Genomic DNA, 26,577 nt, shown 5'->3' on the forward strand with positions numbered 1-26,577 from the left:
TGTTGCATCATTCATAATAAATCTTGGAGGGAAGCTCATGCTATTAATTCATGCTGTAGAAGATCGGCGTATACGAAGAACGAAACGTAATCTTAAACGAGCATTAATCTCGCTAATGAATGAAAAAGGTTACCGAAGTATAACCGTTACATATATTGTAGATTTAGCTGATTATAATCGGACAACATTTTATCGTCACTACCAAGATAAAGAGGAGTTAGCAAATGGACTAGTTGATGATATGATAGATGAGTTAACCACAGCATTTCGTTTCCCCTATAAAAATAATAATTTTGTAAAAGTAGATGCTCTATCTCCTTCCAATGTAGTTATTTTTGACCATATTCTGAAAAATGCGGACTTTTACAAGCTATGGAAGGGTTCGGAAGGTATACCAGGTTTTCAAGAAAAATTCATCAATACACTTATAAAGCTACATAAAAACGATATCAACTACTTTCCAAACCAACAAACAGATATAAATGATGATTATTTTATTACTTATCGGGCATACGGTGTCTGGGGTTTAATCGTTAACTGGATAAAAGATGACTTTAAAACGCCTTCACACGATATGGCAAATCAATTAATTAGAATTATAAACTATCATCCATTAAGGGAATATGAGACGAGGAATATAGATAAGACATTTATAAGATGATACATAAAAAAGATTCCAATAGCTTACTTCGCTGATTTTGGAATCTTATGGTCTGTCCAGGTGCTCTAGAAATTAGAGGAGGGACAGGTTTATGATGTGACCCCCAAAAGTTAGAGTTTTTATTAAGCAGTTAATTGGCTGGTGTGAATGCGGTATTGAATTGGACTCATGCCAGCCAATTTTCGCTTAATACGTTTGTTATTATAGTAATGTATATATATCTTAATCTTGCTTTTTAGTTCTTCAAAAGTACATAATGCTTCTCCATAATACATTTCTTGTTTTAATAATCCAAAGAAGTTCTCCATGGGCGAATTATCTAGACAGTTTCCTTTTCGTGACATACTTTGGAAAACTTTGTTTTTCTTTAGGGTCTTTACCCATTTTTTGTGTTGATAATGCCAGCCTTGATCCGAGTGAATTGTTGTTCGATACTTAGAGCCTTTTACGATTCCTAGAGCTTCATTTAAAGGTTCCATCACAAGTTTTAAATTTGGGCGATTACTTATCCCAAACGAAAGAATTTCACCATTAAACATATCCATAATTGGATTCAAATATAATTTTAGTCCGTCAGTACATTTGAATTCTGTGATATCTGTTGTTAATTTTTGATGGGGAACATTTGTATTAAATCGGCGATTAATACGGTTTCTCGCAACCTTTCCAACATTACCTTTATAAGAACTATACTTACGTGTTTTTCTCCAAAACTTAATTACTTTAAGGCATAGTTTCTTCATGATACGTTGAACTTTTTTATGATTCACTAAATATCCTTGATTTTTCAATTCATCTTGAATACGACGATAACCATAATTCCCGTTATGTTCATCAAAAATAGATTGGATAAGCTCCTCTAGTTCCAGATCTGGGTTCTTCTCTTTCATCTTTTTTATATGATAATGATAAGAGGATTCAGGGATACCGACTACATGTAAAACATCTTTTAATTGGAATTCTTCTTTGATTTCGAGTGATAACGCTGCTTGTGCTTTTCGAGATAGCCTTCCGGATCCATCTGAAAAGTTCGCAACTTTTTTAAGTATTCTACCTCCAAACGAAGAAGCTCATTTTCTCTTTCTAATTTTTGTTCGTATGTCATTTTATTTTCATTAATTTGCTTGTTATTTCTGTTCTTAGATGTATCAGACATGCTTGGCCGCCCTTTCGGTTTAGACAGGCCCTCAACGCCACCTTCTCGATAAGCTTTCTTCCATGAAGCTATTCGAGTGGAATTCTTCATTTCAAATTGAAGGGCTGCTTCCATCTCTGAAGAACCTGTTCTCTCTATAAATCTTAATACATCTAGCTTAAATTGAACAGAATAAGATTGCTTATGTTCCTTATTTATTAAACCATTAACACCAAATTCTTCATATAATTGTATCCATCTACCAACTTCCGATTTTGATTTTATTCCATGCTTCTTAGCTAAAGGTCTAATTCCTAAATATCCCTCTTGATATTCCTTAACTACTTTTATCTTTAAATCATCACTATACTTAGCCATAAATAAACACCCCAAAAGTTAGTTTTTCACTCTAACTTTTGGGGTGCACTACATTATTGTCCAAGCATTTCTGAATTGAACAATGCCTCTCCAACTTGAAATTGTGAACTTCCTAATGTTGAGTTGTGAATTTCGAGCACTATAATTGTGAACTCCGGCAATTTCAATGTGAACTTCGAGCACAAATTTATGAACTTCTAACTTTTATTGAATTACCCTCGATTGCTTCCCGTAATCTCAGCTAGGGACACCGAACAGAAACCACTATCTACTTCTTCTAGCAAAAAGCTTCTTCTTGATGTTTAGGTAATTTTCTATTTCAAATATCAAATAAAATAGATTCGCCCTGATTTCGAATTCTTCCCTTGTTTTTGGCAACTCTGTCTCGCGGTTCGCCGCTTTCAATTCCTCTAACCTATTTAATGAGATTTCCGTTGTATCTCTTGGATCAACGTTTAGACTTAAATACTCCAAAAAAACAGCAAACATTTCTTTCTGTTTTACAGGTAGATCAGATGAGGAGACAATGGGAACGATTGTTATCATGTGTTTTAATAGCTCCAGTTGGTCCTCACGCATTTCCAGATAATAATAATCTCTGTTTTGTTTTCTTAACAGATGATTTTCTACATCCTGAATGGCAATGCTTTTGGATTGATTAATGATTTCTTCTACTTCAATGATTTCCTTCTCGTCCCAGTTTCGCTCACTATCACGTAAATAGGCGGCGAATTCATAGAGAATAACTTCAAACTTTTGCTCAATTTTCTCCTTATATGTTTCAATATCTCTCTTGAAATTCGGCATAAAGCTGTTGACGAGCAAGGCGATTCCCATGCCAATGAAAATAATATAGAGCTCGTTGAGAAAGATATCTAAGTTAGCATTCTTCAATGTATAAATATGTAGAACAACTACCATACTTGTGACAAACCCGCCTTGTATGCGAGTTTTTACAAGGATTGGAACAAATAATAAAATAAATATAGAAAAGACAATTGGATTATAGCCAAATACTTCAAAAAACACTGCACCAAGAATCAAGGATAAAAGTGATGCAAAAAACTTTTTCTGGATTGTATTTAATGTCTTTTTCTTTGTCTTCTCGATACACATAATGACGATGATTGCCGCAAATGTCGCGAATTCCAAATCGAGTAAACTCGCAATCCAAATTGCCAGCCCAGCTCCAACAGCAGTCTTCATCGTCCGATAACCCATGCCAACCATACGAAGCACCACCTACTTTTTCTATCTATATGGTTGCATATTACTTTAGAAACTGCAAGATAATAAATGTTTAAATCGGAAAATCAAATTTATTGATAACTGCGTTTAATCCTCATAATCAAATGTGTACAAAAATATCATGCTTGCATATTTAAGTTATGGAGCAGACTCCATTTCTTCGACAAATTTTTACAAAACTCGGGGAGTGACAGGCACCAAAAATATTAAAGATATATCTCTAAATAAAAAACGCATTTGATCCCTCAACGGAAATCAAATACGTTTTACTATTTAATTATTTTTCTAATTTCACTTAACATTTACTATTTGCATTCGACAAAAATCGGGAAGTGACAGGCACCCCCTCAGATCAATCTTCTAATGAATTGTTTTTTATCTCTTTCAGCATTAATGCTACTAGGTCTATATTGTTGTCGATATAATTAAGATGATTGTGTGCTGTTTGTGCCCAATCGTAATTTTTATCCATTGATGCAAATATGTGTCCCAAGTTAAATGAGTATTGATTATAAAGCAGGCTAATTGCATGACTAACCCTTACTTTATCCCCTTCTTTATTCACAATATTTCTCAAATCCTTCTTTAACCAATCCGGGGCATATTTAATTACCTTTTTCGTCATTGTTGCAAATTCTTGATTATTCATTTTAACTTTCCCTCCTACCTTAGACAAGGATCCTGTTCACATATCTCGATATTTCTAACCGCTTTCATCTATCTATAAAGCTACTGTAACATATATTATATAATAGGGGGTACAAAAATTCAAAAAATAAAGAGGAGAATGGAATAGAAAAAAGAGAGCACATCAATCATGATTTACTCTCCAATAAGGATTCTTCCTACTCTATTTCGTGATGAACAACTCTTTACTAAATAGGTCTAACATTTCCTTTGCGCTATAAACTACCTTGTCAGGCTTAACACTATCATCAGGCATGTTTCTATTACGATGATTCATCCACACTGCATGCCACCCTGCTTGTTTCGCACCGACAATGTCATTCGCAAATGAATCACCAACATAAACCGTTTTTTCTTTGTTCAACCGAAGTTTATTCTCAAGAACAGCGAAAGCATCTTTTGAAGGTTTCGCATGACCAATTGCACCTGAGATAAAAATATTCTCCTCAGGAACCCATCGATTTAGCTTTAGTTGATTTACTTTCATCGCTTGATGCCCTTCCGCTCCGTTTGTTAGGATAGCAAGCTGCTTATGATTCTCCACAAGTAAATCCAATAGCTCGATAACTTCGTCAAATAAAGCAATCTTCTTCTGCTCAGCGACATAGGCTTCTTGGAATCCCATTGCTTGTTGTTCCGTCATGTCAACGCCTACCTCAGCACATGCATCCTTAATACGACGGATATGCATTTCCTGAACGGTTAATTTTCCAGCTACTTGATCATCGAATAACGCATCACTATATCTACGGCTTATAATATAAAGATTATCCAGCTCCAGATCAGTAAAAGGCTTATCTATCATTTTCTTGCAAGTATTTTTAAAAGATGCTGCCTGATCATATAATGTATCATCCACATCAAAAATAATCGTATCCATTCTATCAACCTCCACTACTATCATACTATAATTCTTAGAGGAAATGAGGTTAATATTTTTATATTACCTGCTATTCTTTGATCTTCATTTAACTTTTAATGTTCATATTCGACATTTTTAGACGAAACTCGGAAAGTGCCAGGCACCCGATCAATCCACTCATATTGACGGATTTTTAATTGAAACAGTGTAAGTGGATCTGTGTATACCTCAGGGTTTTCGCGCATCTTATTTAGCGATTGTTCATTCGCTTGAATCTCCTGTTGCTTATCTTCTACCGCTTTATTTAACACTACATGCGGATTAGCAAAAAACATCTTGATGTCCCGTTCCAGTGTCTTTTCGAAGAATTCAAATTGCTGCATGAACGTATTTGTAATCGTTGCTGCTGTATTACTGTAATCTTTTGATTGGATAAATTGCTTGTATTTATTTTGTAGCATTCCTTTATTTTTGATGATTGCACCGAACAACTTATCTGCATTTTTCATAATAAACTGTGATGAGGCAGAACTTTTTATTATATTGATTTTTTCCAACTCGACGCTCCCGCTAGTCATTCGGTCTATATCACGACGCCAATCATCCAACACCTTAAAGTCACAATCCAAGTGAAGTTTTTCTCCACTTTCGAGCTGATTGATACTCTCAGCCATCTCATCTAAATATTCTTGGCTGTCCTTGAAATCCTCTTCACTTGTTGTGACCCATTCTCGGGTGGCTGTTGTGACATTCGGCAACGCTTTATCATCAAGATAATTCTTAATCTGCTTATTCATCTCATCATTTAGTGTAGCATGAATATTATCAAAATCGGAATCTTCCTTCACTAGTTTGGCACATGATGCAAGCAAATTAGGAATACTAGCTAGTAGTTCCTGCCTTACATTATCCTTGATAATACGATAATTCTTTTTAATGTCCTGGACCTTTTCCTCTTGCAGATCTGTTAACTGATGAATCGCACCATCGAGCTTGATGGCCATGTCTTCATTCCATTTTATTGTTTCCACCAGTGTATTTTCCATTTCTACCCGTTTTTCTAATAATAGCTGAATTAAATGCTTACTAAAATGAAGTATTTTATGCTTTATTCCATCTTCCGAGTTGTAGCCCTGCACCATGGATTGAATAAATTTAGTAATCTCTTCTACCTCCCCATCATTGTTAGAAAGCGGGCGGTACACGAAAACTTTCGAACTTGGAAAATACGTGTGAATCCATGCTGTTGTTTTCTCAAGCGAATCTAATTCTACTTCATGCCCATCATTTTCCTGCAAATCGCTTAGAAGGAAATGAATCGGCAGATCTGGTGCCTGTTCCCTAATTTTGATTGCCAGTTCAATCTCATGATACGTCTGAAGGGAGCTGGCATCCATAACGAACAATAAACCATCCGCCAAATGTAGATAGGTAAATAAGGCGTTTCCAGACGCTTCCCAATTGACTGCTGGAGTATCGATTAGCGTGAGCATATTATTATTCAAGAAGGGTAGCGGCATATTATAGCTAATGAGTGGCTGCTCTGCCTCTACAATTTGTTCAAGATCACTTTGTTCCGTTATTGCTCGAACTTCTTGGTCGGTTATTCCCTGAATCTCCGTTTGGTCGGCATGTTTAAATAGGACCGTAGCTGGGGTCGATTCGTTTGAGATCTCTCTCCCAAGCAATTTGTTAACCAATTCCGATTTTCCAACTGCTTCGGTACCAGTAATCATCATGTGAAAATCATTTGAATCAACGAGCTCATCGATCAGCCATTCCTCCTGCATACCTAACATTAATTCATTCGACTTTGCCCATTTTCGAATCGAGTCGAAAACAGGAAATACATCTTCCATTCCAACTCCATGAAGGCGTGAATGGCTCATCAATCTTTCAGCCTCACCTACAATTGTCTCATCTAACCACTTAGGGTACAGCTCGTTCCACGTTAACACAGCTGATGCAGCAGCAATCGCATCCGAACCGGTTGTTATTTTCAGCCAATTCGTTACATGATTTGGAATATAAGCGGATAGGTCCTCGATTAATCGGTTTCCATCCATTAATGCATCGTATGTCCCTTGGTAAAGCGTCGTAAGCTTTTTCCATGGATGTAATGGTTGCGGATTTATTTCTAACAGAAGATGATTGATCTCCTTCAGCCATTCAAGAGACGAATCATTCTGCTCGCAACTCCGCCAAATTGCTGCTAACAAGTTTTCAAATCGATCCTGATTGACTGAATATAAGGTCATCAATACCTCACGAAATGACGCTGGTGCCATTCCTACAGTATCCCCCTGCACTACATACGAATGCAGAACATCAAACCACAACAGGGACTCCGTTCGAATCGCCTCTCCCGCAGCAAGTTCAACAGCATTGCTGAAATCGAATTGTGCCTCAAAAAACGCCCGTGCCATGTCAGTCACATTTGGGTAATCAGGATTTAATTCAACCGCATGTTTAATCGAGTTAGCGGCCATTTCAAACTTGCCACGCTGTTTGTATATTGAAAAAAGCTGCAAAAGCACTTCTGTCTTTAAATCGACGGAATCGGTTTTTACTGTCTGATAATATTCCACCGCAATTTCAAGAAATTCAAGTGCGACATGTGCATCTGCAATATTTTTCAGCGCCCAAGGCATTAGCTCGTTATTAACATTTTCCCATTTAAAAATAGCCGCTTCATAATCTTTATTGCGGAAATATACCTCTCCCTGTGCAAAGCGAAGATACGATAAATCTGCTACTTCCTTCTGCTGCTCTATGTTAAATAATTCACCCAAAACCTTGATTGGATTTTCATTTTCACTGCTTTCCATAAATGTTTGATAATAGTTTTTATCAATTAGTAGTTTCTCCGTTGTCATCTTTTATCCCCCGCACTATTTAGAAATAAATGAATTGGATTCTTAGCTTCCCAGAACCTGCCTATTTATACTTATTAAGAATAATACTATACTATTCGTCATTTATATCAAACTTTATGTCCATGTGGACGGAAGTGTGGACGGAGGGACAGGCACCATGGACTTATTTTCGACAATTTATTACAAAACTCGGGAAGTGACAGGCACCAGTACTAATTGTTCCTTCTCCTGTTCCTGGCGATCAGGAATACAACGAATCCGATGATTCCAAGTAATATAAACACTGGTATATTCCCAACTAGAAAGATAAAAAGACTGGAAAAAGTAGAGAGAAGTAAATTAATACTCTTCGTAAATTGTTGTGTTGTTCTTTCCCAAGTATTTAACTCATCTTCGTTTATCCCAGAAATGGTTACATTTTCTTCTTGAATATAAATCGTAACAGTTGCCAGATCTGCTTTATTTTGCAAATATTTCATTCGACCAGTTATTTCTTCAATCTCCCCTTGAACAGTTGCCAAATTATCCGAGATTGCTAGTAAATCTTCCGTACTTTCTGCCTGCTCCATAAAAGAAAGTAAACGGGCTTCCACAACATGTTTTGATTTCAAGCGAGATTCCAGATCAACATACTCCTCTGTCACATCCTCCCCTGAAATCGTGCTTTCTATAACCTTACTGCTGCCTTCTTCCACGAACTGAATAAATGCTTGTAACTGATTTTGAGGAATCCGAGCAGTAATATATCCATTGGTTGGTCCTCCTTCATAGTCTACTAACATATTCGATTCCACAACGAATCCACCACGATTGGAAGTCATAACCTGAATATCATTTACTGCTTGTCGATAGTCTTTTACTTTAATATGAATATTGGCATTGTAGATTACTTTTCGATTTGCTTCACTTTTTTGCGCTACAGCACTTCCATCTTCTGAATTTCCAGCTTGTTCACCATTTGTTCCGGTGATAGGACTGATTTCTCTCTCAACCGTGGATTCTTCCGTTGCCATATCAGCTACCCCATCCAATGCGGTATTTTCCATATCATTGCTGCAGGCAACCATTAGGATACTAAAACCCAGAATAATCATTGTTAAAAAGGTCTTTTTCATCTTAAACCCCGCTTTTCAACATCTAACAGAATAACCTAGTGACATTACTGTTAGAGGTTTTAGATTATTTGAATTGTTAAACACAGACGAAAATTCATGTTATCATGTGAAACTTCAATCAGTGGTTTTTTTCCATCCTTTCATTCCTATTCATTCGCTAAAAGAAATTTGTCCAACATAATCAGGCAATGCTTTTCTCAACTGTTTTCCATATTCCTCAGGTATTAATATTCTAGTGATATCATCAAGGGTAAACTGCACATCACCGATAATTCTCCATTCTCTTTCCAAATAATAGTTTTCTTTATCTGCATCTATCTTGGATGCATCGAATGGTTTAAGATATGCGAAAATATGCTTCGTAATAAAGGAATCTAGCCATTGTAATTCATCTAAAGTCTGCATGCTCTCCTGTTCACCTTTATCGATTAAATCCCGCACTTGATTCATCAATGAAAAATACCGTTTAACATTCGTTTTGAAGTAATCTTCCCTACGTTTATTTTGACCTGTTAAACAACCATTTGCTTCCTGAACAATCCCATTGGTCGCAATATAATAAACAGGATTTGCTCCCTTTTCCACAAGGAAGTCCTTTTTTAATGCCAGCCCAAAGTTGCTATACTTTTCCATATGTAATGATAAATCATTGATTGGAATATCTGCAAAGCAGGTGATCCCTGGAGTCACAATATCCTCTAGTCCATGTGCATGTGTATTTATCCTGATGTCCTCTGTAGTATTTTTATGCAAAAGTAAACCACTTTGAATGATTTCTATTAATAGATCGAACCTTTTACCCTCTGGCTGATGACGACCAACAAAGTGGGTTAGCTCCTTTGAAACATATCGTTGAATAAGCTCCATCAAAATCCCCCTTTTTCATCTAGTCTTCGCAAACAAGAGAAAAATATGAGGATGGGACAAGCCGTCCCTTACGACTCATACTTTCCGGGTGAGGTGCCTTCGTATTTTTTGAAGATACGAATAAAGGAATTGATATTGGTATAGCCAACACTTTCTGCAACTTCACTAATCTTATATTTCTTATCTTTTAACAAATTTTTTGCAACCTGGATGCGATACATATTCAAATATTCCTTAAAATTCTCCCCTGTTATCTTTTTGAACAACGTACTAACATAGCTCGTTGACAAATTTAAATATCCTGCCAAATCTTGCAAAGAAATTTCTTCTTGATAATGTTGATGCACAAATTCCAGTAACTCGTCCTTCTTCGCAAAATCCTGTTCTTCCTTACTTTGATTTATATATTCCAAAAGTTGCATAAAGTAGTCTCTCATATATGTTGCTAATTGTTCAGGTGTTTCACACATCAAAAGCGTTAATAATATATTATCCTTAAAGATTTTATGAACATCTTCATTGATCATAAAGACGATTCGATGGATTGTACTAACAATGGCTTGTGTAAATTGCTCTTGATTATTTACTGTCAGCTGGCGATTCATATTATGATGCAAAAGTTCATCTAAAGTTTGTAACATTTTCTCCTTATTCCCTTGAACTGCATAACTAATAAGCTCTCTTTCTTTTTCAATTGGATAGTAATAACTCGTCTCCTTAATATCCAATGGATCTTCCATCGTAACCACCGATTTTTCTGGCAATGCATAGCGGTATTCTAATAATTTCACACAGTCGGCGTAGGAATCTTTGATAGAATCCTGTTTTTCAGCAACATTACCAATGAAACCGATAAGCGTAATATCTGAATATACTTCGATGGTTAGAAAAGCAGACTGAAGCGCCTTTTTTACCTTCTCTAATTCCACATTCTCAATAATTGTTCCAAACCGTAAATAATCCATTTCGAAAATAGCTAATTGAAATTCGATTGCTAATTCCGTTTTTAAATATTTAAGAACCTGGGTTTTTAGGAGATGAATCGTTTCACTCGGAATTTTCTTTTCTACTTTAAATTTATCCTTAAACTCGATGACAGCAACACGTACTGGCTGATTGAGAAAGGCTAGTTGATATTGTTCCATACCTTCCTCAATCGCTTGTTTTGACAATACTCCGTACATCATCTTTTTCAAAAAGTCATTTTTTAATGGGACATTGTTTTCTTCAACTATTCGCTGTAATTCATGGATATTCTGTTTCACTGCTAAATAGTTCTCCTCCAAATATTTCAATTCGTCACCAGCTTGTACTTCCACGTCATTTACACTATTTTCCTTAAACACACGGATAAGCTTTTTGACGGGTCGATATGTACGATTTGCCGCAAAAAACGCCAGAAGCCCACCAAGAATTAAGGAAATCAGGCCAACCCAGATAATTTGATTTATTCCTTGATTCACCGGTAAGACAGCATTATCCGAGGAATAGACATAATATAAATCATGCAGCACATTGGAATGCTTCATGTATATGGTATTGTCACTCGTTTTTATCGATGAAAAATCGGAAAATCGCGAATCCTCTCGTAACTGCTTTAATACGGGCAAAGAAATAATGTCATGAACAGATTCTTTTTCGTCAGCATGCATCGAGACTGATTCATCGCCAAAAACGATGCCAAATCCTTCTTCATCCGTGACATTCGGTAATAAAGAATTCTTGAAATAGGATATATAAAAGGAAATACGCTCCCCGCTGTTCATCTTTTCATTCATGACAATTGTGAAATATTGCTTGCTATCATAGTATTGTAAATTTAATTGGAAGTTTCTGTCCTGCTCCTGTGCACTTGCAATTTGTTTCATTTGTTCACGATCAAGATCTAATGAATCAAAAAATGACTGTTTTGATGTTGTTCCATTTGGTGTAATGACTAACTCGTGATCAGGTTTAGATAAACCAATTGTGTATTTAAAGTCCGAAAAAGCCGTCCCTAAATCCTGTAATGATTGGTAAACTCTGGTTATCGTATAGTAATCAATTTCTTCCATGCTTGCAAAATCATTCACATCGCTATTTAACTTCAACTGATTTGCTAAATTCACACCTATCCGCAATGTCGTGTCCATTTCTTTCGTGGAAGATTCCAAGAAAGACTGCTGAGTGGAATCTATTCTATAATTCATTAATTCCTTACTTTTTATGAAAATAATCCCGACCGAAAGAGAAGTATACATAATGATTAACAATAATAATGATAAAAGTATTTTTTGATAGAGACTTTTTTTCTTCACTGTATACCTCCCGTAAAGATAAGCCATTTGAATGCTCAATGTAAGGGTTTTCAAATCTGTTTACTTTACATTATATACTGTTTTATCTTAGAAAGAAATACAAATTCGGAATTACCCAATTATTAAGAATATCATTTGTAGAGGAAAGATGGGGTAGATTGAAAGGAAAGGAACGTAACAAAAAAGAGAATATCACCTAACCTAAGTGAATCCATAGAAGGTTTGGATCTTCTCTTTACAGATGACAGTCATATTGTTTTACTACCCAGCGTCATGAATTTTGATTGTTTAACACAATTTGTTTTTCATCCATTTTATCGAAAACAAGATTCATAACAAACATGACAGCTAGAGCTAAAATACTAATGCTAAAAAATGGCACTAATCCAGGTATTGCAGTGATAAGAAAATAAAATAAAACATGAATCACACCTATCGTAATCATATGGAATGGATAACGAATCACGGTATAGAAAACAATGGTTAAAAATGAGCGTAACCGCAACTCATAATGCGTATGGACCGCCATTGCAATCGTAACACTAAAACAATAAAATATGGCGATAATAAATAAAAGAATAGTCAAGATTGCAAAGAATATACTCGTCTGATTTTGAAATAATTTAAAGTAAAAGTAAATGATTCCCCCTATCAATAACAAGGTGTAAAAGTGAAGATTTGCTTTCATAAATTCACGCCGATACGTTTTCCACATGAATGGAAATACTGGAATATCCTTTCCTGAAAGCCATTTTCTAATCATCGCAAACATCGCATTTGTTGCCGGGAATAAACCAAAGATTCCAAGTCCGAGTACCGTAAACACAATCCAAAGAAGTTGTACATATGCCAAACGCATAATCCAATTTAAAAATGAAAAGATGCGAAAAATGCCGCCTGTTACATCCAATTTCTTTCCCTCCTATTAACATGGAGAGGAGCAAATTGAAGCGAATCGATTCCTTCATTGCGAGTAGGAATGGATTGCACAAAACTGCTCCCCCTTCTGTTACTGAATCAGCAAATCAATATCTATTGTTAATTATTATTAAATCGTTCAAATGCTGTATTTTGAATTTCTAAATATTCGTCAACCCCCAATTTCGTTAACTGTTTTCTAAACGCATCAATATCTTTATCTACATCTGATGCGCCTAGAATCCATTTTTGAAAGTTTTCTTCAAAATAGGTCGTTAACGAAGTTTCAAGGGCGTTTACTCTTTCTTGCTCTTCAGGTGTAAATGATAATTGTGGAAAATCCTCTTCTATATAATAACCACTGTCATCGTATAACTGGATTCCTTCTTTTGCAACCGGATCCATCCAATCCTCCTCATAAGTGAAGTCTTGTTGGAATCCAATTTCACTTTGCACCCCGTAAGTATCTTTTAGATTTTGTGGAACATTCCCAGCGCTTAATACTTCTTCTGTGAAAGTTGGTTTTCCGTCTTCCATTGTATAGGTTAAACCTTCTACACCAAAGTTCATCAATCTTCTTCCTTCTTCTGAGAGCCAGAAATCAAAGTATTTAATTGTTGCAACCGGATCTTCATTACTATGGGAAATTCCCCATCCAAACTCACCAACGGCATTTCGGAGTGTTTCCTCAAATTTTTCCCCTTTTGTATTCGTTGGTGGTGCGATTACTTCAAATGCAAATCCGGGAATATCTTCTTTGTAGACAGCATTCACGTTTGCAGCACTACCAAACCAATCATGGGCAGCCCCAAGTGTATTACTACCTGCTAATTCAACAATCGCATTTTTTCCTCTGGTGAAGACTTCTTGGTCAATTAATCCTTCGTTATACCATTTTGCCAAGTTCTTAACTGCGTCCAAAAATTCGTCTTCCATTGGACCATATTTAATTTCCCCATCTTGAAGGTACAATGCATCATATGCACCCCATAAATACATTAAATCCGTAAAATAGATTAATCTTCTAGCTACAAATGGAATCTCATCTGCTTTCCCATTTCCATTTGGATCGTCATTTTTAAATGCTGTCAATACATTATAATAATCCTCCGTCGTTTCGGGCGCATCTAGTCCTAAATTCTCTAGCCAGTCTGTACGAATAAACCAACCTTCTTCAGACTTACCATCACGGATGAATGGAATATTATAAATATTACCATCTGGAGATGTAATTAACTTCCTTGCTACATCATTTTCCTCCAATGCCTTTTTAATATTTGGCGCATGTTCTTCAATTAAATCATTTAATGGAATAAAGGCACCTTCTGGACCATACTGGTTGAAGTTTTTGATATAGGTATGAACAATATCTGGGATATCCCCTGAGGCCATCATTAAATTGAATACTTCATCACTATTTGATGCCGTTTGTGATGCCGTGCCTTTTAACGTAACCCCTGTTAGCTTCGCTGCTTCCTCAAACACGAGCCAATCATCTTTGAAAACATTTTGATCGCTATAATGCATATGAATAGACATTTCCTTCTGCGAATCCGAAGAAGTGCCTTCACTACTTGTTTCACTTTTACTGCTTGTTTCTTCATTACTACATCCAGTAATCATAAGAACCATTACTAATAATAGTGACAGCCATCCTATTTTGCTTTTCAACATGCTCATCCCACTCTCATATTATAATTTTTAGATTGATACCAAGATTATTTATCCATAAGTTATTACGCTATTATTCTTTAATCGCCCCAATTACAGCACCTTTCTTAAAATACCTTTGTAAAAATGGGTAGAGAGCTAACACTGGTAACGCTGATACAACAATGGTTGCATATATTAATGTTTCTTGTGAATACATTCCTGCATTAATAATGGTAAACTGTTCCTCAATATCCATTTGTACAATTAACTTTTGTAACAAGACTTGTAATGGAATCTTATCAGGGTCTTTCAATATAACCATTGCCCAGAAATAGCCATTCCACCTTGCCACTGCATAGAATAAGCCAACAGTTATTAATGCGGGCTTTGATAAAGGCAGCACAATTTTCCATAGGATCTGCCAATCATTTGCGCCATCAATTTTCGCGGATTCTTCTAATGAATCTGGTAGGGATTGAAAGAACGTTCGCAATATGAAAACTAAAAAAGTAGTAATCCCAAAGCCTATGATGATAGCTGTGCGCGTATCCAGTAAATGCAAACTACTAAAGTTTAAGTACATTGGCACCATACCAGCATTAAACCACATCGTAAATGCAATAAAAAATGCTAGGAAAGATCTCCCTTTTAAATCTTTCTTGGAAAGTGGGTATGCACCACAAATCGTCAAAAGAAGGTTTACAGCTGTTCCAACAACGGTATAGAAAATCGTATTTCCGAAAGCTTTCCATATTGCAGACTCAGAAAATACTTGTTTATATGATTCAAAATTAATATCTACCGGCCATAGCCAAACCCCTCCTTCTGTCACGGCCTTACCAGAACTTAATGAAGCAGATATAATATAGATAAACGGATAAACACAAATCAAAGCTAATAAACCTAGTAAAGTATAATTCAATATGATAAATAATTTATCCCCTTTAGAAGATTTCATGATTACCTCCTACCATAAACCATTATTGGTTAGTTTTTTACTAATTTTATTTGCCCCAACTACTAAGATTAAACTTACGATAGCATTAAATAACCCCGCTGCTGTTGCAAGACCATATTCACCATTTTGTAGACCTTCACGGTATACATATGTGTTAATAATATCTGCCGTTTCATAGGTAGATGGTTGATATAATAATAGAATTTCTTCATAGCCAACATCCATCAGCCCACCAATCCGTAAGATTAACATAATAATAATCGTTGGGATAATCGAAGGAATAGTAATATAGATGATTTGTTGAATTCGACTTGCACCATCCATTTTCGCCGCTTCATATAATGCAGGGTTAATTCCCGCAATTGCTGCAATATAAACGATTGTATTAAAACCGACTTGAGCCCAAATATGCATGGAACCTATATAAATCGATCTAAAATATTCTGGTATAGTTAAAAAGTAAATACTCTCAAACCCCAGCTTTTCCAAGATGACATTGACAACACCAGTTGAAGGCGATAGAAAGTTAGTCACAATCGCTGCAATCACGACAGTTGAAATAAAGTAAGGCAAAAATGTGAGCGTTTGTACGGTATTTTTAAACACTTTATTTTTAACTTCGTTTAATAAAATTGCTAGTAGGATTGGCGCTGGAAAAGCAAAAAGCAGACTATAAAAGCTAATCATTAATGTATTTTTTAATGTACGAAGAAAGTAATCGCTATTAAAAAATCGAATAAAATTATCAAATCCTATAAAATCGCTACCAGCTATACCTTTAAATACACTATAATCCTGAAAAGCCATGATTAGGCCAGACATCGGTTTGTACGCAAAGGTAAGATACCATAGTACAAAAGGAATTAATAATAGATAGAGAAGCTTGTACTTTCTAATGCTAATTCTCCACTCAGCAAGACTCTTTTGAATCTTATTTTGATCCTTAGGCTTTTTAGAATGATTAGTCAATTTTTTTGAAGCGTTTTCTAACTCTTCTATGTTTGCTTCCAACTACATAAACCTCCTTTAGAAACATTTTGTATTAAGCGCTTACATTTAACTCCTCTCCTCTTGCTATATTCAATATACAAATCAGTTGTAAAAATGACAATTACCATTATTTTATATCGTCTACAAATTGATTGAATTGGCAATCTCCATTTCTTTAGATCGTCACCATTTCTATTGAGAGACAGAGGGAGACAGAGGGACAGGCACCTCGGTCCTGCTCGCCCTATCAATTTCATATTAATCGATGCATAAACATAAACTTTTTGCGTCTAATAAAATTAGATGCAACATAGAATAAAATGGACTGAGCAATTACATGCTGTATGAAGTACGGTTTGCCTTGAAGTGAAATATAAAATACTTGGTTAGAAAATTAAGATTTAACCAAGTATTTCGATGACGACCTTAAGGGAGGTTCCATTAAAAACTAGGGCGTCATGTCGTAAAACCAAGCTGACCTGCATCCCGTAGGCCCCACTTATGTAATAAGAAAGTCGTTATACCACTGGCTTAACTACTAAAAAGTAAAGTAACCTATCCTAAATTTTGGTCGAGTGAAGGACGGTTACTTTTTTCATATTTCTTTGACGATCTGCTAAACTAGTACCAGCAAATGGAAGGAAAGGTAGGTACCACATCCCACTTCATCCTATGCATTAAAACAATCATGTTGCTTGAAGCCGAAAAGTGACTAGAAATGACCGAAATGAATGATATCAAAAACGGCAAGCTGATATTAGTTAGAGAACAATAAGTAGACCCAACATTCTTACAGTAGTTTTTTCAATATTGGGACGATGTACCTGTCCCTGTGGTCCTTTCCTGTGGTCCTTTAGGTTGTCTTGCATCTCATTAATACAGGATTAAAAAGAAATGGCTGTTAGAATAATGACCTCTTTTATGAAGTACATTATTCTAACAGCCTCAAATATATTAGTAATTCGATTCAACAAATTTTGGCAAAGTTGGGGAGGACAGACGCCATTCTACCAACTGGGTTTTGTCTCCCACTCCTAAATTTACCATCTACCAAGAAGCGATTACAGATCCTTGGAATTCTTCCTCTACAAATGTTTTCACTTCGTCAGAATGGTATAAATCGATAAATTGCTGAACGACTTCTTCATCCTTTGATTCATTTCTGACTGCAATAAGATTGGCGTAAGGCGAATCCTGTCCCTCAATAAAAATAGAATCTTCAGTTGGCACAAATCCGTGCTCCATTGCGAAGTTAGTATTAATCGCTGCAGCATCAAGCTCACCTAGCTGCCTGGCAATTTGAGCAGAATCGAGTTCGATAAATTCATAGTTATTATTATTCTCTTCAATATCCCTAATTGTTGCATCAGTGCCGGCATCTTCCTTCATTTTAATTAAGCCCGCTTTTTCAAATAGAGCGAGTGCACGTCCACTGTTCGTTGGATCATTTGGCAATCCAATTTTTGCCCCCTCCGAAAGATCCTTGATATCTTCAATCTTTTCCGAGTAAATCCCCATTGGGAAAGTAACCGTGTCTGCGACTTTGATAAGATCCAAGCCACGTTCTTCATTCATCTGATCAAAAAACGGCTCGGTTTGGAAACTGTTTATATCGATTTCGCCTTCAGACAAAGCAACGTTTGGCATTACATAGTCACTGAAAACCTGTAATTCAATATCTAATCCTTCTTCTTCTCCAAGCTCTTTCACCTTTTCGAGAATTTGCTCATGCGGACCCGCAGTAACACCGACTATCAGCTTTCCATCACTTAGCAAACCATCCGCTTCACCAGAACTTGATTTGTCACCACCGCAAGCTGTAAGAATTGCAGAAATAATAATAAATATGCTTATAATTAACGATTTTTTCATCTTTTCTCCCACTTTCGTTTATATAGGTTTTATTTATAGGTTTTCTGAATGGCATCCATATTAATCTGTTGAATCGATGTAATACCAGACAGACCCATCGTTGTTTTTAAGTCATGTAATACATTTTGTATCACTTGTTCAACACCAGATTGGCCGGCAATTGTCAGTCCGTAAAGAAAAGGCCTGCCAAGCAAAATCGCATCTGCGCCAAGTGCTAGAGCTTTAAAAATATCTGGACCGCTCCTGACTCCGCTGTCCAAAAGAATAGGTAGTTTATCCTTTACTCTTTCTTTAATAAGCGGTAAAGCATCCAGTGTGGCAATACAACCATCCAATTGTCTGCCTCCATGATTTGATACAACAATGCCATCGATGCCATGTTTTACCGCTTGTTCAGCATCATCAGGATGTAAGATGCCTTTTAAATAGATTGGTAGATCTACTGCATCCCGAATAGGCTTAATATCATCCCAGTTCAATCCTGGACGGTAAAAGGTTTGCAGCATCTCCTCTAAAGCATCAGCACCAGGTTTAGCCGTAAGATATTCTTGAAACGCTGGATCGGCCGTATAATTCGCTTTCCCAGCTCCTAGTAAAAACGGGGAATATTTATTAGACCGGTCGCGCTCACGGTTACCAATTAAGGGCATATCCACAGTAATCACAATTGCCTCGTATCCTGCTATCTCTGCTCGTTTAACAAAGCTTTTGGCAACATCTACATTATTTGGATAATAAAGCTGGAACCACCGTTTCCCGTTTCCATTTGCTTCGGCAATTTCCTCTAGCGTATAGGAAGACACCGTACTTGCTATAAATGGAACCTCGTACTTAGCACTCGCAGCAGCACTGGCAAGCTCCCCATCTGGGTGGACAATGCCCTGCATACCAACAGGAGCAAGAAGAATTGGCGCTGGAATAGCTTGTTCATTAATCGTTGTATGTAAAGATACAGTTGATACATCCTCCATAACTCTCGGAACTATTTTCCAATTGCTAAATGCTTCCCTGTTTGAGCGAAGTGTTTCTTCTATACCTGCACCACTTTGTGCATATCCGAATACATTTTCATCCAAAAGCTTCTGGGCCTCGTTTTCTAAATCCTCAAAACGAAGCGGTACATCCTTTCTCTCTACATTTACTAGTATATCAGTCATGACATATGCATCCCCTTCATTTTTTCTCTACAGCTGCTAAACGGCTGAATCGATCCTTAATCTTTCTTTAACCTTGCTGATAAGCGATTACCAAATGTCTGAATCCCTTGAACAAGGATGATTAAAATAAATACCGTTACATACATGACGTCTACCTCATAGCGTAAATGACCATATCGGTAAGCCAAATCACCAAGTCCCCCGGCACCTACTAATCCAGCCATCGCCGTTGCCCCAATGAGACCAATGGTTGAGATTGTCAGGCCAAGAATAATGGAAGATCTGGATTCACGGATTAATACATGCCAAATGATATGTCTCGTTTTAATTCCCATTGCTTCATAAGCCTCGATTACACCACGATCGACTTCCAGAAGACTTGATTCCATTAGTCTGGCTATGTATGGCGCAGTGTAGACGACAAGGGGAACAATAGCACCGCCCACACCAATGGTTGTACCAGCAATCATTTTTGTAAAAGGCAATATAAAGAATAACAAAATGATAAACGGAATCGATCGGATCACATTAATGATCAAGTTGAGTCCATGATTTAATACCTTATTTTCCAGTGCTTTTCCTGGCCCGCTTAATGTTAATAAAACACCAAGTGGAAGCCCAATAAGGATGGAAATCGCAAGCGCTATTCCAACCATCTGGAATGTTTGAATGACTGCTTCCCATATTTCCAGACTCCAATTATCAAAAAAAGCGGTAATACTAGCCAACATGAGACTCACCTCGATTTTGATATTTTTCTACAATTACTCCTAACTCGGTTAGGTAATTCATTGCTTTTTCCGCTTCAGAAGCGCTACCCTCCAGATGTACGACTAAACGGCCATATGGTTCATCCTTCAACTGTGCAATATTTCCGCTTAGAATAGAAGGAAAGATATCGAATTGTTTGGTAACCATTGCCAATGCTGGCTTTCCTGATGACTGTCCGATAAAGGATAAAGTAACAATTTGACCGGAATTCTTCAGATTCTCCACTAATTCTTCAGGAATTTTATCATTGAATATGGACTGAACAAATCGCTTCGCTGTCTCCGTCTTCGGTTGGGAAAATAGATCTATTACTTTACCTTGCTCAACGATACGACCATTTTCCATTACTGCCACTTCATGACAAATACTTTGCACTACATTCATCTCATGTGTAATAAGTAAGATCGTAATGCCAAGTTCACTATTAATCTTGCTTAATAGAGCGAGAATTGACTCTGTTGTATCCGGGTCCAGCGCACTGGTTGCTTCATCACACAACAGCACTTCCGGTTCATGTGCAAGCGCACGAGCAATAGCAACACGCTGCTTTTGACCCCCAGAGAGCTGGGCAGGATACGCATTTGTCTTGTCCAGCAATCCGACAATTTCCAAATACTTATTTACTCGCTCTTTAATCTCCTTTTTAGGCACGCCTGTTAATTTGAGCGGAATAGCAATATTTTCATATACTGTCCCAGTTTTTAATAGATTAAAAGATTGGAAAATCATGCCCATTTTTTGTCTGGCAATATTGAGGTCACCCCGTGACATCTTGGTAAGCTCTTTACCATTTAAAAACACTTGACCTTTTGTTGGTTTCTCCAAAAGATTGGCCATCCGGATTAATGTACTCTTACCAGCACCACTATAGCCGATAACGCCAAAGATGGTCCCTTTTTTCACGTGGAGCGAGACATCATCCAGTGCCTTCGTATCTTTTGATTTTGTGTGAAATACTTTCGTAATATTTTTAAACTCAATCATACTATGTATACTCCCTTATTACTGGATATCTGCTATTTACACAGAATAAACAGATAATTAAAATCAAATATTATAAAACTTAGTTACATTTATTCCTTCAGAACGTTTTTATAGTTTGTTAACTACAAAAAAACCTCTCTACCAATGATGTCAGAGAAAGTTAATATAAATAGCCGTTCCTATTTTAATTTCTCTTATCTATCAAACAATTGTTTGCAGGATTTAGCACCTTTCTGTAAAGATGGTTGCCGGGCATCACAGGGCCAGTCCCTCCGCCGCTCTTAATAAGATTAATATTATTTTATTTTTTTAGTATAGTATAGCAACTATGATAAGTCAATGGAAATTCGACAATATTTTCATATTTCAAAATGGATTGTCCACTTTGATGGAGGAAATACTGAGAATGATTTATGTAATTCCTATTTTCCAGGACAAGGACTGAAATTACCCCACATCCCGTCATGCCCACCAAATTGACAAATTATTACATCATCCATATAATGAACTTTAATTTAAATACGAAAAAATAAGGTTCAACCACCCTGTAAAATCCGATTGCAACGATGTGTTATGCGTCATCTTTCGTTCATTAATTTTGTAAAAGATATTGGAAAATATAGCAGAAGAGGGGAATACATCATATGAAAACGATTTCCGTACATGGCGCACCAAGTGAATACATATTGCAAGAAGGCATTTTGAATGAATTAGAGGACAAGCTTATCATTCGCGGTTTCAAAAAAATACTGATAGTTCATGGAGAAAAATCATGGCAAGCAGCGAAGCCATTTTGGCCAGCATTCAATGAAATAGAGATTGTAGACTATACCTATCATGGTGAATGTTCCATAACTGAAATTGATGCTGTTGCAAAGCAAATTACGGAACATGGTGTTGACAGTGTAATTGGAGTTGGCGGTGGGAAAGTGCTCGATCTTGTTAAGTCTGCCTGTCACGTCACTCACATACCCTACGTTCTGATTCCAACACTTGCATCCAACTGCTCACCTTGGACACCGATCAGCGTTATTTATGATGATACAGGTACATTTACTCGTTTCGATCTATATCCAGAAAATGCGAGCCTTGTGTTGATTGAACCACAAATTTTATTACTGGCTCCAATCGATATGATGATTGCTGGAATCGCTGATACACTTGCAAAATGGTATGAAGCAGATGTACAAATGGCAAATATCAAGGACAAACCGGCAGCACTTGAACTCTCACATTATACTGCAAAGTTATGTAAAGATGTCCTTCTTCAGCATGCAGAAGAAGCGATAAACGCAGCAAAAAATGGTACTTTAAATTATGAATTTACCAAAGTAGCTGAAGCAATTATTATGTTCGGTGGCATAGTCGGTGGGTTTGGTGATCATTATGGTAGAGTTGCAGGAGCCCATTCTATTCATAATGGATTAACTGCACTTGAAGAAACACACTATGCCTTACATGGAGAAAAAGTTGCATACGGAATTCTTGTTCAATTAATGCTGGAAAATAAACGGCAGGAAATCGAACAAATATTGCCATTCTACGATAAACTTGGACTGCCAACCACACTTAAGGATTTAGGTGTGACAAACGTTACGGAGGAATCCATTTCACTTGTTGCTGAAAAAGCAACCATATCTGGCGAATCCATCCACGTCTTACCTGGGGTGATGACCTCAGAAGTTGTTACACGGGCGATGATGGAATTAGAGAAGTATGTTTTTGTAAAATAGTTATCAGAAGAGGATCAAAACCTGGAAATCTCTCTCAGGATCTGATCCTCTTTTTCACTTACTTTAACGGATAATAAGCTTAAACGAGATTACAAATCGTTAGAAAACTTAGGTTTAACACAAGCCTTTCGGTGACAGCCTTAGTTGCACTTATTCGTTCAGAAAGTCGTTATACTTTCTTAACTACCAAAATCTAATTAATGGATACTTTTAATCCACATGTTTTCTAGATTTGACAGTTATTGGGGACGATTGCCTTGTTCTTCTATTCCAAAAATATTTAATCTCTCGATTCGGCTGATAGCTTCTTGCAATCGTTCCTCATCTACTAATAGACCCACCCTGACATATCCTTCTCCATACTTCCCAAAGCCATTTCCAGCTGCAACAGCAACATCTGCTTTTTCTAGTAATAGGTCAGCAAAGGATTCACTAGTATATCCCTCGGGAACGGGAAGCCACGCAAAGAATGAGCCTTTTGGAGCGTCTATGTCCCAGCCAATCCGCCTGCATTCCTTTAAAAATATGTTTCTGCGCCCTTCATAGAGGTTTACAAGATCCGTGACACATTCCTGACTTTCACTTAAAGCTGTAACTGCAGCTTCTTGGACCGCGGGGAATAAACTAACAAATAAGTGATCTTGGATGAGATTAATTGCTTCGATCATCTTTGCATTCCCTACTGCAAATCCAACACGCCACCCTGCCATGTTATAGGTTTTTGATAATGTATAAAGCTCTATCCCAACCTCTTTTGCGCCTTTAGCTTGCAGGAAACTAATTGGTTTTTCTTTATTAAAACCAATTGCACCATATGCAAAATCATGAACAATCCCAATATCCGTTTCCTTTGCGAGACTGATCGTTTCTTCAAAGAATGCAAGCGAAGCTGTTGCACCTGTAGGGTTATTTGGATAGTTTAAATAAAGTAACTTTGCTTCTTGTTTTTGCCTCTCTGTTAACGCACTGTAATCAGGCAAATAATTATTTTCATAACGTAATGGCATCGTTTCATATTTCACATTTGCTAGAGCGACACCAGATAAATAATCAGGATATCCAGGATCCGGAAGCAACATTAAATCCCCATCATTCATTAAGGCAAGAGGAAGTTCGACTAATCCTATCTTGGTTCCACCTAAAATAGCAACCTCACTGTCGGGATCTAGGTCCACATTGTATGTATGTTTGTAAAAATCTGCAGCCGCCTGTTTCAGCTGGGAAGTCCCCCTAAACGGAGAATATTTATGTGTTGCCGGGTCTTCAACTGCATGTTGTAATGCTTTAACAATATGGGTAGGTGTTGGCTGATCCGGATTTCCCTGTCCTAAATTTATAACATCGCGTCCCTCATGAACAGCAGTATTTACCTTTTGAACAAGCGAAGCAAAGAATTGTGTTGGCAAATTATTTAATCGGTTTGAAAATTCCATTTGTAATAACCTCTTTTTCAATAAAATGTTCGATAATAGATAGATTTTATAATCTTTTTCACTAACAGTCCACTAAATATTAGAAAACTTGGTATTTTCCATGCCTTGGGACGAATTATCTTCACGCGATAAAAGGTCCTCTTAGTCTATGGTTTAGCACTCTAATTCCCGTACGCAGCCCATCATCTGTCTACAATAGAAAACTCACCATCCATGAAGGGTTCTTCCTACCCACGGATGGTAAGTTAAGTAGAATACGCTATTGATACTGCAGTTTGCTTCCCCGCCTATACTTCCTGCTCTAGTTTTATGAAGAGGATATTAACCTTTCATTAAATGTGAGATTAATAAGAATAGATATTATTAGAAAGCTAAGGTTTAAACATGACTTTCGATGACAGCCTTCGTTGCACTAATTTGTTAAGAAAGTCTTTATGCTTTCTTAACTACCTAGTAAAGATTAGGAACTCTACTTTCAAAGATTGGAACATCCTTTCTTACTTCTGAAACGCGCGCCGCATCCAAGACACCTGTGATTGTTTCCTCATTGGTATTAGACCCCTGACATAGTACTTCTCCCCAAGGATCGATTATCATTGATGCTCCTGCATAATCGACGCCATCCAATGACCCGATATTATTAGAAGAAATGACGTACATTTGATTTTCGATTGCTCGAGCAATCTGCAGACTTGTCCAATGGTTTTTACGTGCAGTAGGCCATTCGGCAACAACGATTAATACTTCCGCACCAGCTAATGCTAGGGAACGAGCCAATTCAGGAAATCTTAAATCATAACAAATAATTAAGCCCATTTTTATACCATCCAACTCAAAGGTTTCGACCTTTTTAGTTCCACCTGTTAAATATAATGGTTCATTTAACATTGGAACTAAGTGAATTTTGTTATATTCATAGACTAGTTCACCCTTTGAATTGAACACAAGGCTAGTATTATATATTTTATCTCCTACCTTGTTTGCAACTGATCCACCAATAATATTAAGATGATATTCACTCGCCAATTTACTTAAAAAGGTCTTCGTTGGCTCTCCCATATCATCTGCCAGCACATTTAATTTTGTTAGTGTATAAGATGTTGTCCACATCTCAGGAAGTACAATTGTATCCGGACGCTCATTTTGTACAACCTCACGCACCCAATTTTCTACCTTGTCTCTATTTTGTTTAGGATTACCTGGAATTATCTCCATTTGAAAGACCGAGAACTTCAAACGTCATTACCACCTTTCCATGTTTTTGATTTCATCACTATTAATCAATTTCTATAATCTATTCCTTTTGATATAACCGTGATAAGAAATAGAAACAATACTCACAATATTTAGCTCCAATTTCATTTTATCACATCCTACTACGGTTTCAGTCTTTCAATTTTCAACTTGTTATCTGAGTGAATAAACATGACAGGATGGGATGCTTTTATTTAACCCTTTCTTCTCGATTAATTAGCCAGCAACGTTCAGTGAGAGCACAGTGGGGATCTGAAACCGTAGTTCTATCACCTCTAAGTTATAACTCATGCCAAGCACACAAATAAAGAGGAGCTACCACATGAATGACAGCCCCTTTAAACCTAATATCTAATCCTCGACACGTTAGCTAACATTATTACTGCCTGGGCTAGAACTTTTCTAGTATAACCAAGAGTAACTTTCGAATTCATAAGTTTTACGTCACCTTAAGAAGGATATACCAGTGCGATAGGCTTAGAAAAAAGTACCTAATGAAGGGGATTCTCTCAATCCAAACTAGGGGAGAAAGTACCGAGGACATGGCGGATGTTATGGGAATTAGCGAATCAACCGTGAAACAATATGTAAAATCAGCGCTAGCTAAATTAGAAGTAAATAATCGTACACAAGCGGTAGCAACACTATTACGAAAAGGAATAATATATTAGTGAGGGGACAGAGGTTATAAGTCTTCCTGTCCCCTTGCTCCTATATAAGGCTTCTAC

The 26,577-nt window shown here is 36.8% G+C and carries 22 protein-coding genes and 1 riboswitch; of the genes, 3 read left to right on the forward strand and 19 right to left on the reverse strand.

The features are described 5' to 3' along the window. The first annotated feature begins 37 nt into the window (after nucleotides 1-37). Nucleotides 38-661: a TetR/AcrR family transcriptional regulator gene (locus CWR48_RS02535; RefSeq protein WP_170140670.1), complete on the forward strand. Its 624-nt coding sequence runs from the start codon at nucleotides 38-40 to the stop codon at nucleotides 659-661. A gap of 122 nt (nucleotides 662-783) precedes the next feature. On the opposite strand, the gene CWR48_RS02540 is transcribed toward CWR48_RS02535, so the two are convergent. From CWR48_RS02540 to CWR48_RS02620, 17 genes are all read right to left on the reverse strand, one after another. Continuing rightward, the gene (locus tag CWR48_RS02540; protein ID WP_115771477.1) at nucleotides 784-1,710 is read right to left on the reverse strand and encodes an IS3 family transposase; all 927 of its coding nucleotides are present in this window, start codon (nucleotides 1,708-1,710) and stop codon (nucleotides 784-786) included. Beyond that, the gene (locus CWR48_RS02545) at nucleotides 1,611-2,174 is read right to left on the reverse strand and encodes a helix-turn-helix domain-containing protein (RefSeq protein WP_115771478.1); all 564 of its coding nucleotides are present in this window, start codon (nucleotides 2,172-2,174) and stop codon (nucleotides 1,611-1,613) included. The genes CWR48_RS02540 and CWR48_RS02545 overlap by 100 nt, the downstream gene beginning before the upstream one ends. Before the next feature lie 264 nt (nucleotides 2,175-2,438). After that, nucleotides 2,439-3,404 (reverse strand): aromatic acid exporter family protein, encoded by a 966-nt coding sequence (locus tag CWR48_RS02550; RefSeq protein WP_115771479.1) that lies wholly within the window; start codon nucleotides 3,402-3,404, stop codon nucleotides 2,439-2,441. A gap of 370 nt (nucleotides 3,405-3,774) precedes the next feature. Next, nucleotides 3,775-4,071, reverse strand: coding sequence for a hypothetical protein (locus CWR48_RS02555; protein ID WP_115771480.1), 297 nt, complete (start codon nucleotides 4,069-4,071; stop codon nucleotides 3,775-3,777). Between the two features lie 201 nt (nucleotides 4,072-4,272). Beyond that, nucleotides 4,273-4,989: an HAD family hydrolase gene (locus tag CWR48_RS02560; protein WP_115771481.1), complete on the reverse strand. Its 717-nt coding sequence runs from the start codon at nucleotides 4,987-4,989 to the stop codon at nucleotides 4,273-4,275. Nucleotides 4,990-5,084: 95 nt separating this feature from the next. Further along, nucleotides 5,085-7,847 carry a GTPase gene (locus CWR48_RS02565; protein ID WP_115771482.1) on the reverse strand — a complete coding sequence of 921 codons (2,763 nt, stop codon included), beginning with the start codon at nucleotides 7,845-7,847 and terminating at the stop codon, nucleotides 5,085-5,087. A 212-nt stretch (nucleotides 7,848-8,059) separates the two neighbouring features. Next, nucleotides 8,060-8,962, reverse strand: a complete 903-nt coding sequence (locus CWR48_RS02570; RefSeq protein WP_115771483.1) for a DUF4349 domain-containing protein — start codon at nucleotides 8,960-8,962, stop codon at nucleotides 8,060-8,062. Between the two features lie 150 nt (nucleotides 8,963-9,112). Beyond that, complete coding sequence (locus tag CWR48_RS02575) at nucleotides 9,113-9,829, reverse strand: abortive infection system antitoxin AbiGi family protein (protein WP_115771484.1); 717 nt, start codon at nucleotides 9,827-9,829, stop codon at nucleotides 9,113-9,115. 68 nt (nucleotides 9,830-9,897) lie between these two features. Further along, a complete protein-coding gene (locus CWR48_RS02580) occupies nucleotides 9,898-12,126 on the reverse strand; it encodes a helix-turn-helix domain-containing protein (protein WP_170140671.1) in 2,229 nt (742 codons plus the stop codon). A 271-nt stretch (nucleotides 12,127-12,397) separates the two neighbouring features. Then, on the reverse strand, nucleotides 12,398-13,036 hold the full coding sequence (locus CWR48_RS02585; protein ID WP_115771486.1) for a YesL family protein: 639 nt from the start codon (nucleotides 13,034-13,036) through the stop codon (nucleotides 12,398-12,400). Between the two features lie 128 nt (nucleotides 13,037-13,164). Further along, nucleotides 13,165-14,718: a type 2 periplasmic-binding domain-containing protein gene (locus CWR48_RS02590; RefSeq protein WP_211316678.1), complete on the reverse strand. Its 1,554-nt coding sequence runs from the start codon at nucleotides 14,716-14,718 to the stop codon at nucleotides 13,165-13,167. Between the two features lie 70 nt (nucleotides 14,719-14,788). After that, nucleotides 14,789-15,655, reverse strand: coding sequence for a carbohydrate ABC transporter permease (locus CWR48_RS02595; RefSeq protein WP_115771488.1), 867 nt, complete (start codon nucleotides 15,653-15,655; stop codon nucleotides 14,789-14,791). Nucleotides 15,656-15,664: 9 nt separating this feature from the next. Beyond that, nucleotides 15,665-16,666: an ABC transporter permease gene (locus CWR48_RS02600; RefSeq protein ID WP_245976684.1), complete on the reverse strand. Its 1,002-nt coding sequence runs from the start codon at nucleotides 16,664-16,666 to the stop codon at nucleotides 15,665-15,667. 1,026 nt (nucleotides 16,667-17,692) lie between these two features. Beyond that, a complete protein-coding gene (locus CWR48_RS02605; RefSeq protein WP_115771489.1) occupies nucleotides 17,693-18,517 on the reverse strand; it encodes a MetQ/NlpA family ABC transporter substrate-binding protein in 825 nt (274 codons plus the stop codon). 29 nt (nucleotides 18,518-18,546) lie between these two features. Continuing rightward, complete coding sequence (locus CWR48_RS02610) at nucleotides 18,547-19,674, reverse strand: alpha-hydroxy-acid oxidizing protein (RefSeq protein ID WP_115771490.1); 1,128 nt, start codon at nucleotides 19,672-19,674, stop codon at nucleotides 18,547-18,549. 56 nt (nucleotides 19,675-19,730) lie between these two features. Further along, the gene (locus CWR48_RS02615) at nucleotides 19,731-20,405 is read right to left on the reverse strand and encodes a methionine ABC transporter permease (protein ID WP_115771491.1); all 675 of its coding nucleotides are present in this window, start codon (nucleotides 20,403-20,405) and stop codon (nucleotides 19,731-19,733) included. Continuing rightward, nucleotides 20,395-21,429, reverse strand: a complete 1,035-nt coding sequence (locus CWR48_RS02620; RefSeq protein ID WP_115771492.1) for a methionine ABC transporter ATP-binding protein — start codon at nucleotides 21,427-21,429, stop codon at nucleotides 20,395-20,397. Before CWR48_RS02620 ends, CWR48_RS02615 begins: the two co-directional genes overlap by 11 nt. Nucleotides 21,430-21,620: 191 nt before the next feature. Continuing rightward, nucleotides 21,621-21,720, reverse strand: a riboswitch (SAM riboswitch). A 353-nt stretch (nucleotides 21,721-22,073) separates the two neighbouring features. Between CWR48_RS02620 and CWR48_RS02625 the strand changes: the two genes are divergently transcribed. Continuing rightward, nucleotides 22,074-23,162 (forward strand): iron-containing alcohol dehydrogenase family protein, encoded by a 1,089-nt coding sequence (locus CWR48_RS02625; protein WP_115771493.1) that lies wholly within the window; start codon nucleotides 22,074-22,076, stop codon nucleotides 23,160-23,162. A gap of 239 nt (nucleotides 23,163-23,401) precedes the next feature. Here the strand turns inward: CWR48_RS02625 and CWR48_RS02630 are convergent, their stop codons facing one another. Next, a complete protein-coding gene (locus tag CWR48_RS02630) occupies nucleotides 23,402-24,595 on the reverse strand; it encodes a pyridoxal phosphate-dependent aminotransferase (protein ID WP_115771494.1) in 1,194 nt (397 codons plus the stop codon). A gap of 450 nt (nucleotides 24,596-25,045) precedes the next feature. Next, nucleotides 25,046-25,831 carry a carbon-nitrogen family hydrolase gene (locus tag CWR48_RS02635; RefSeq protein ID WP_115771495.1) on the reverse strand — a complete coding sequence of 262 codons (786 nt, stop codon included), beginning with the start codon at nucleotides 25,829-25,831 and terminating at the stop codon, nucleotides 25,046-25,048. Between the two features lie 512 nt (nucleotides 25,832-26,343). Here CWR48_RS02635 and CWR48_RS02640 point away from each other — a divergent pair. Next, nucleotides 26,344-26,520, forward strand: coding sequence for a helix-turn-helix transcriptional regulator (locus CWR48_RS02640; RefSeq protein ID WP_115771496.1), 177 nt, complete (start codon nucleotides 26,344-26,346; stop codon nucleotides 26,518-26,520). Nucleotides 26,521-26,577 lie beyond the last annotated feature (57 nt).

Origin of the sequence: Oceanobacillus arenosus, from assembly GCF_003369575.1 — a bacterium.
Classification (GTDB): Bacteria; Bacillota; Bacilli; order Bacillales; family Amphibacillaceae; genus Oceanobacillus; species Oceanobacillus arenosus.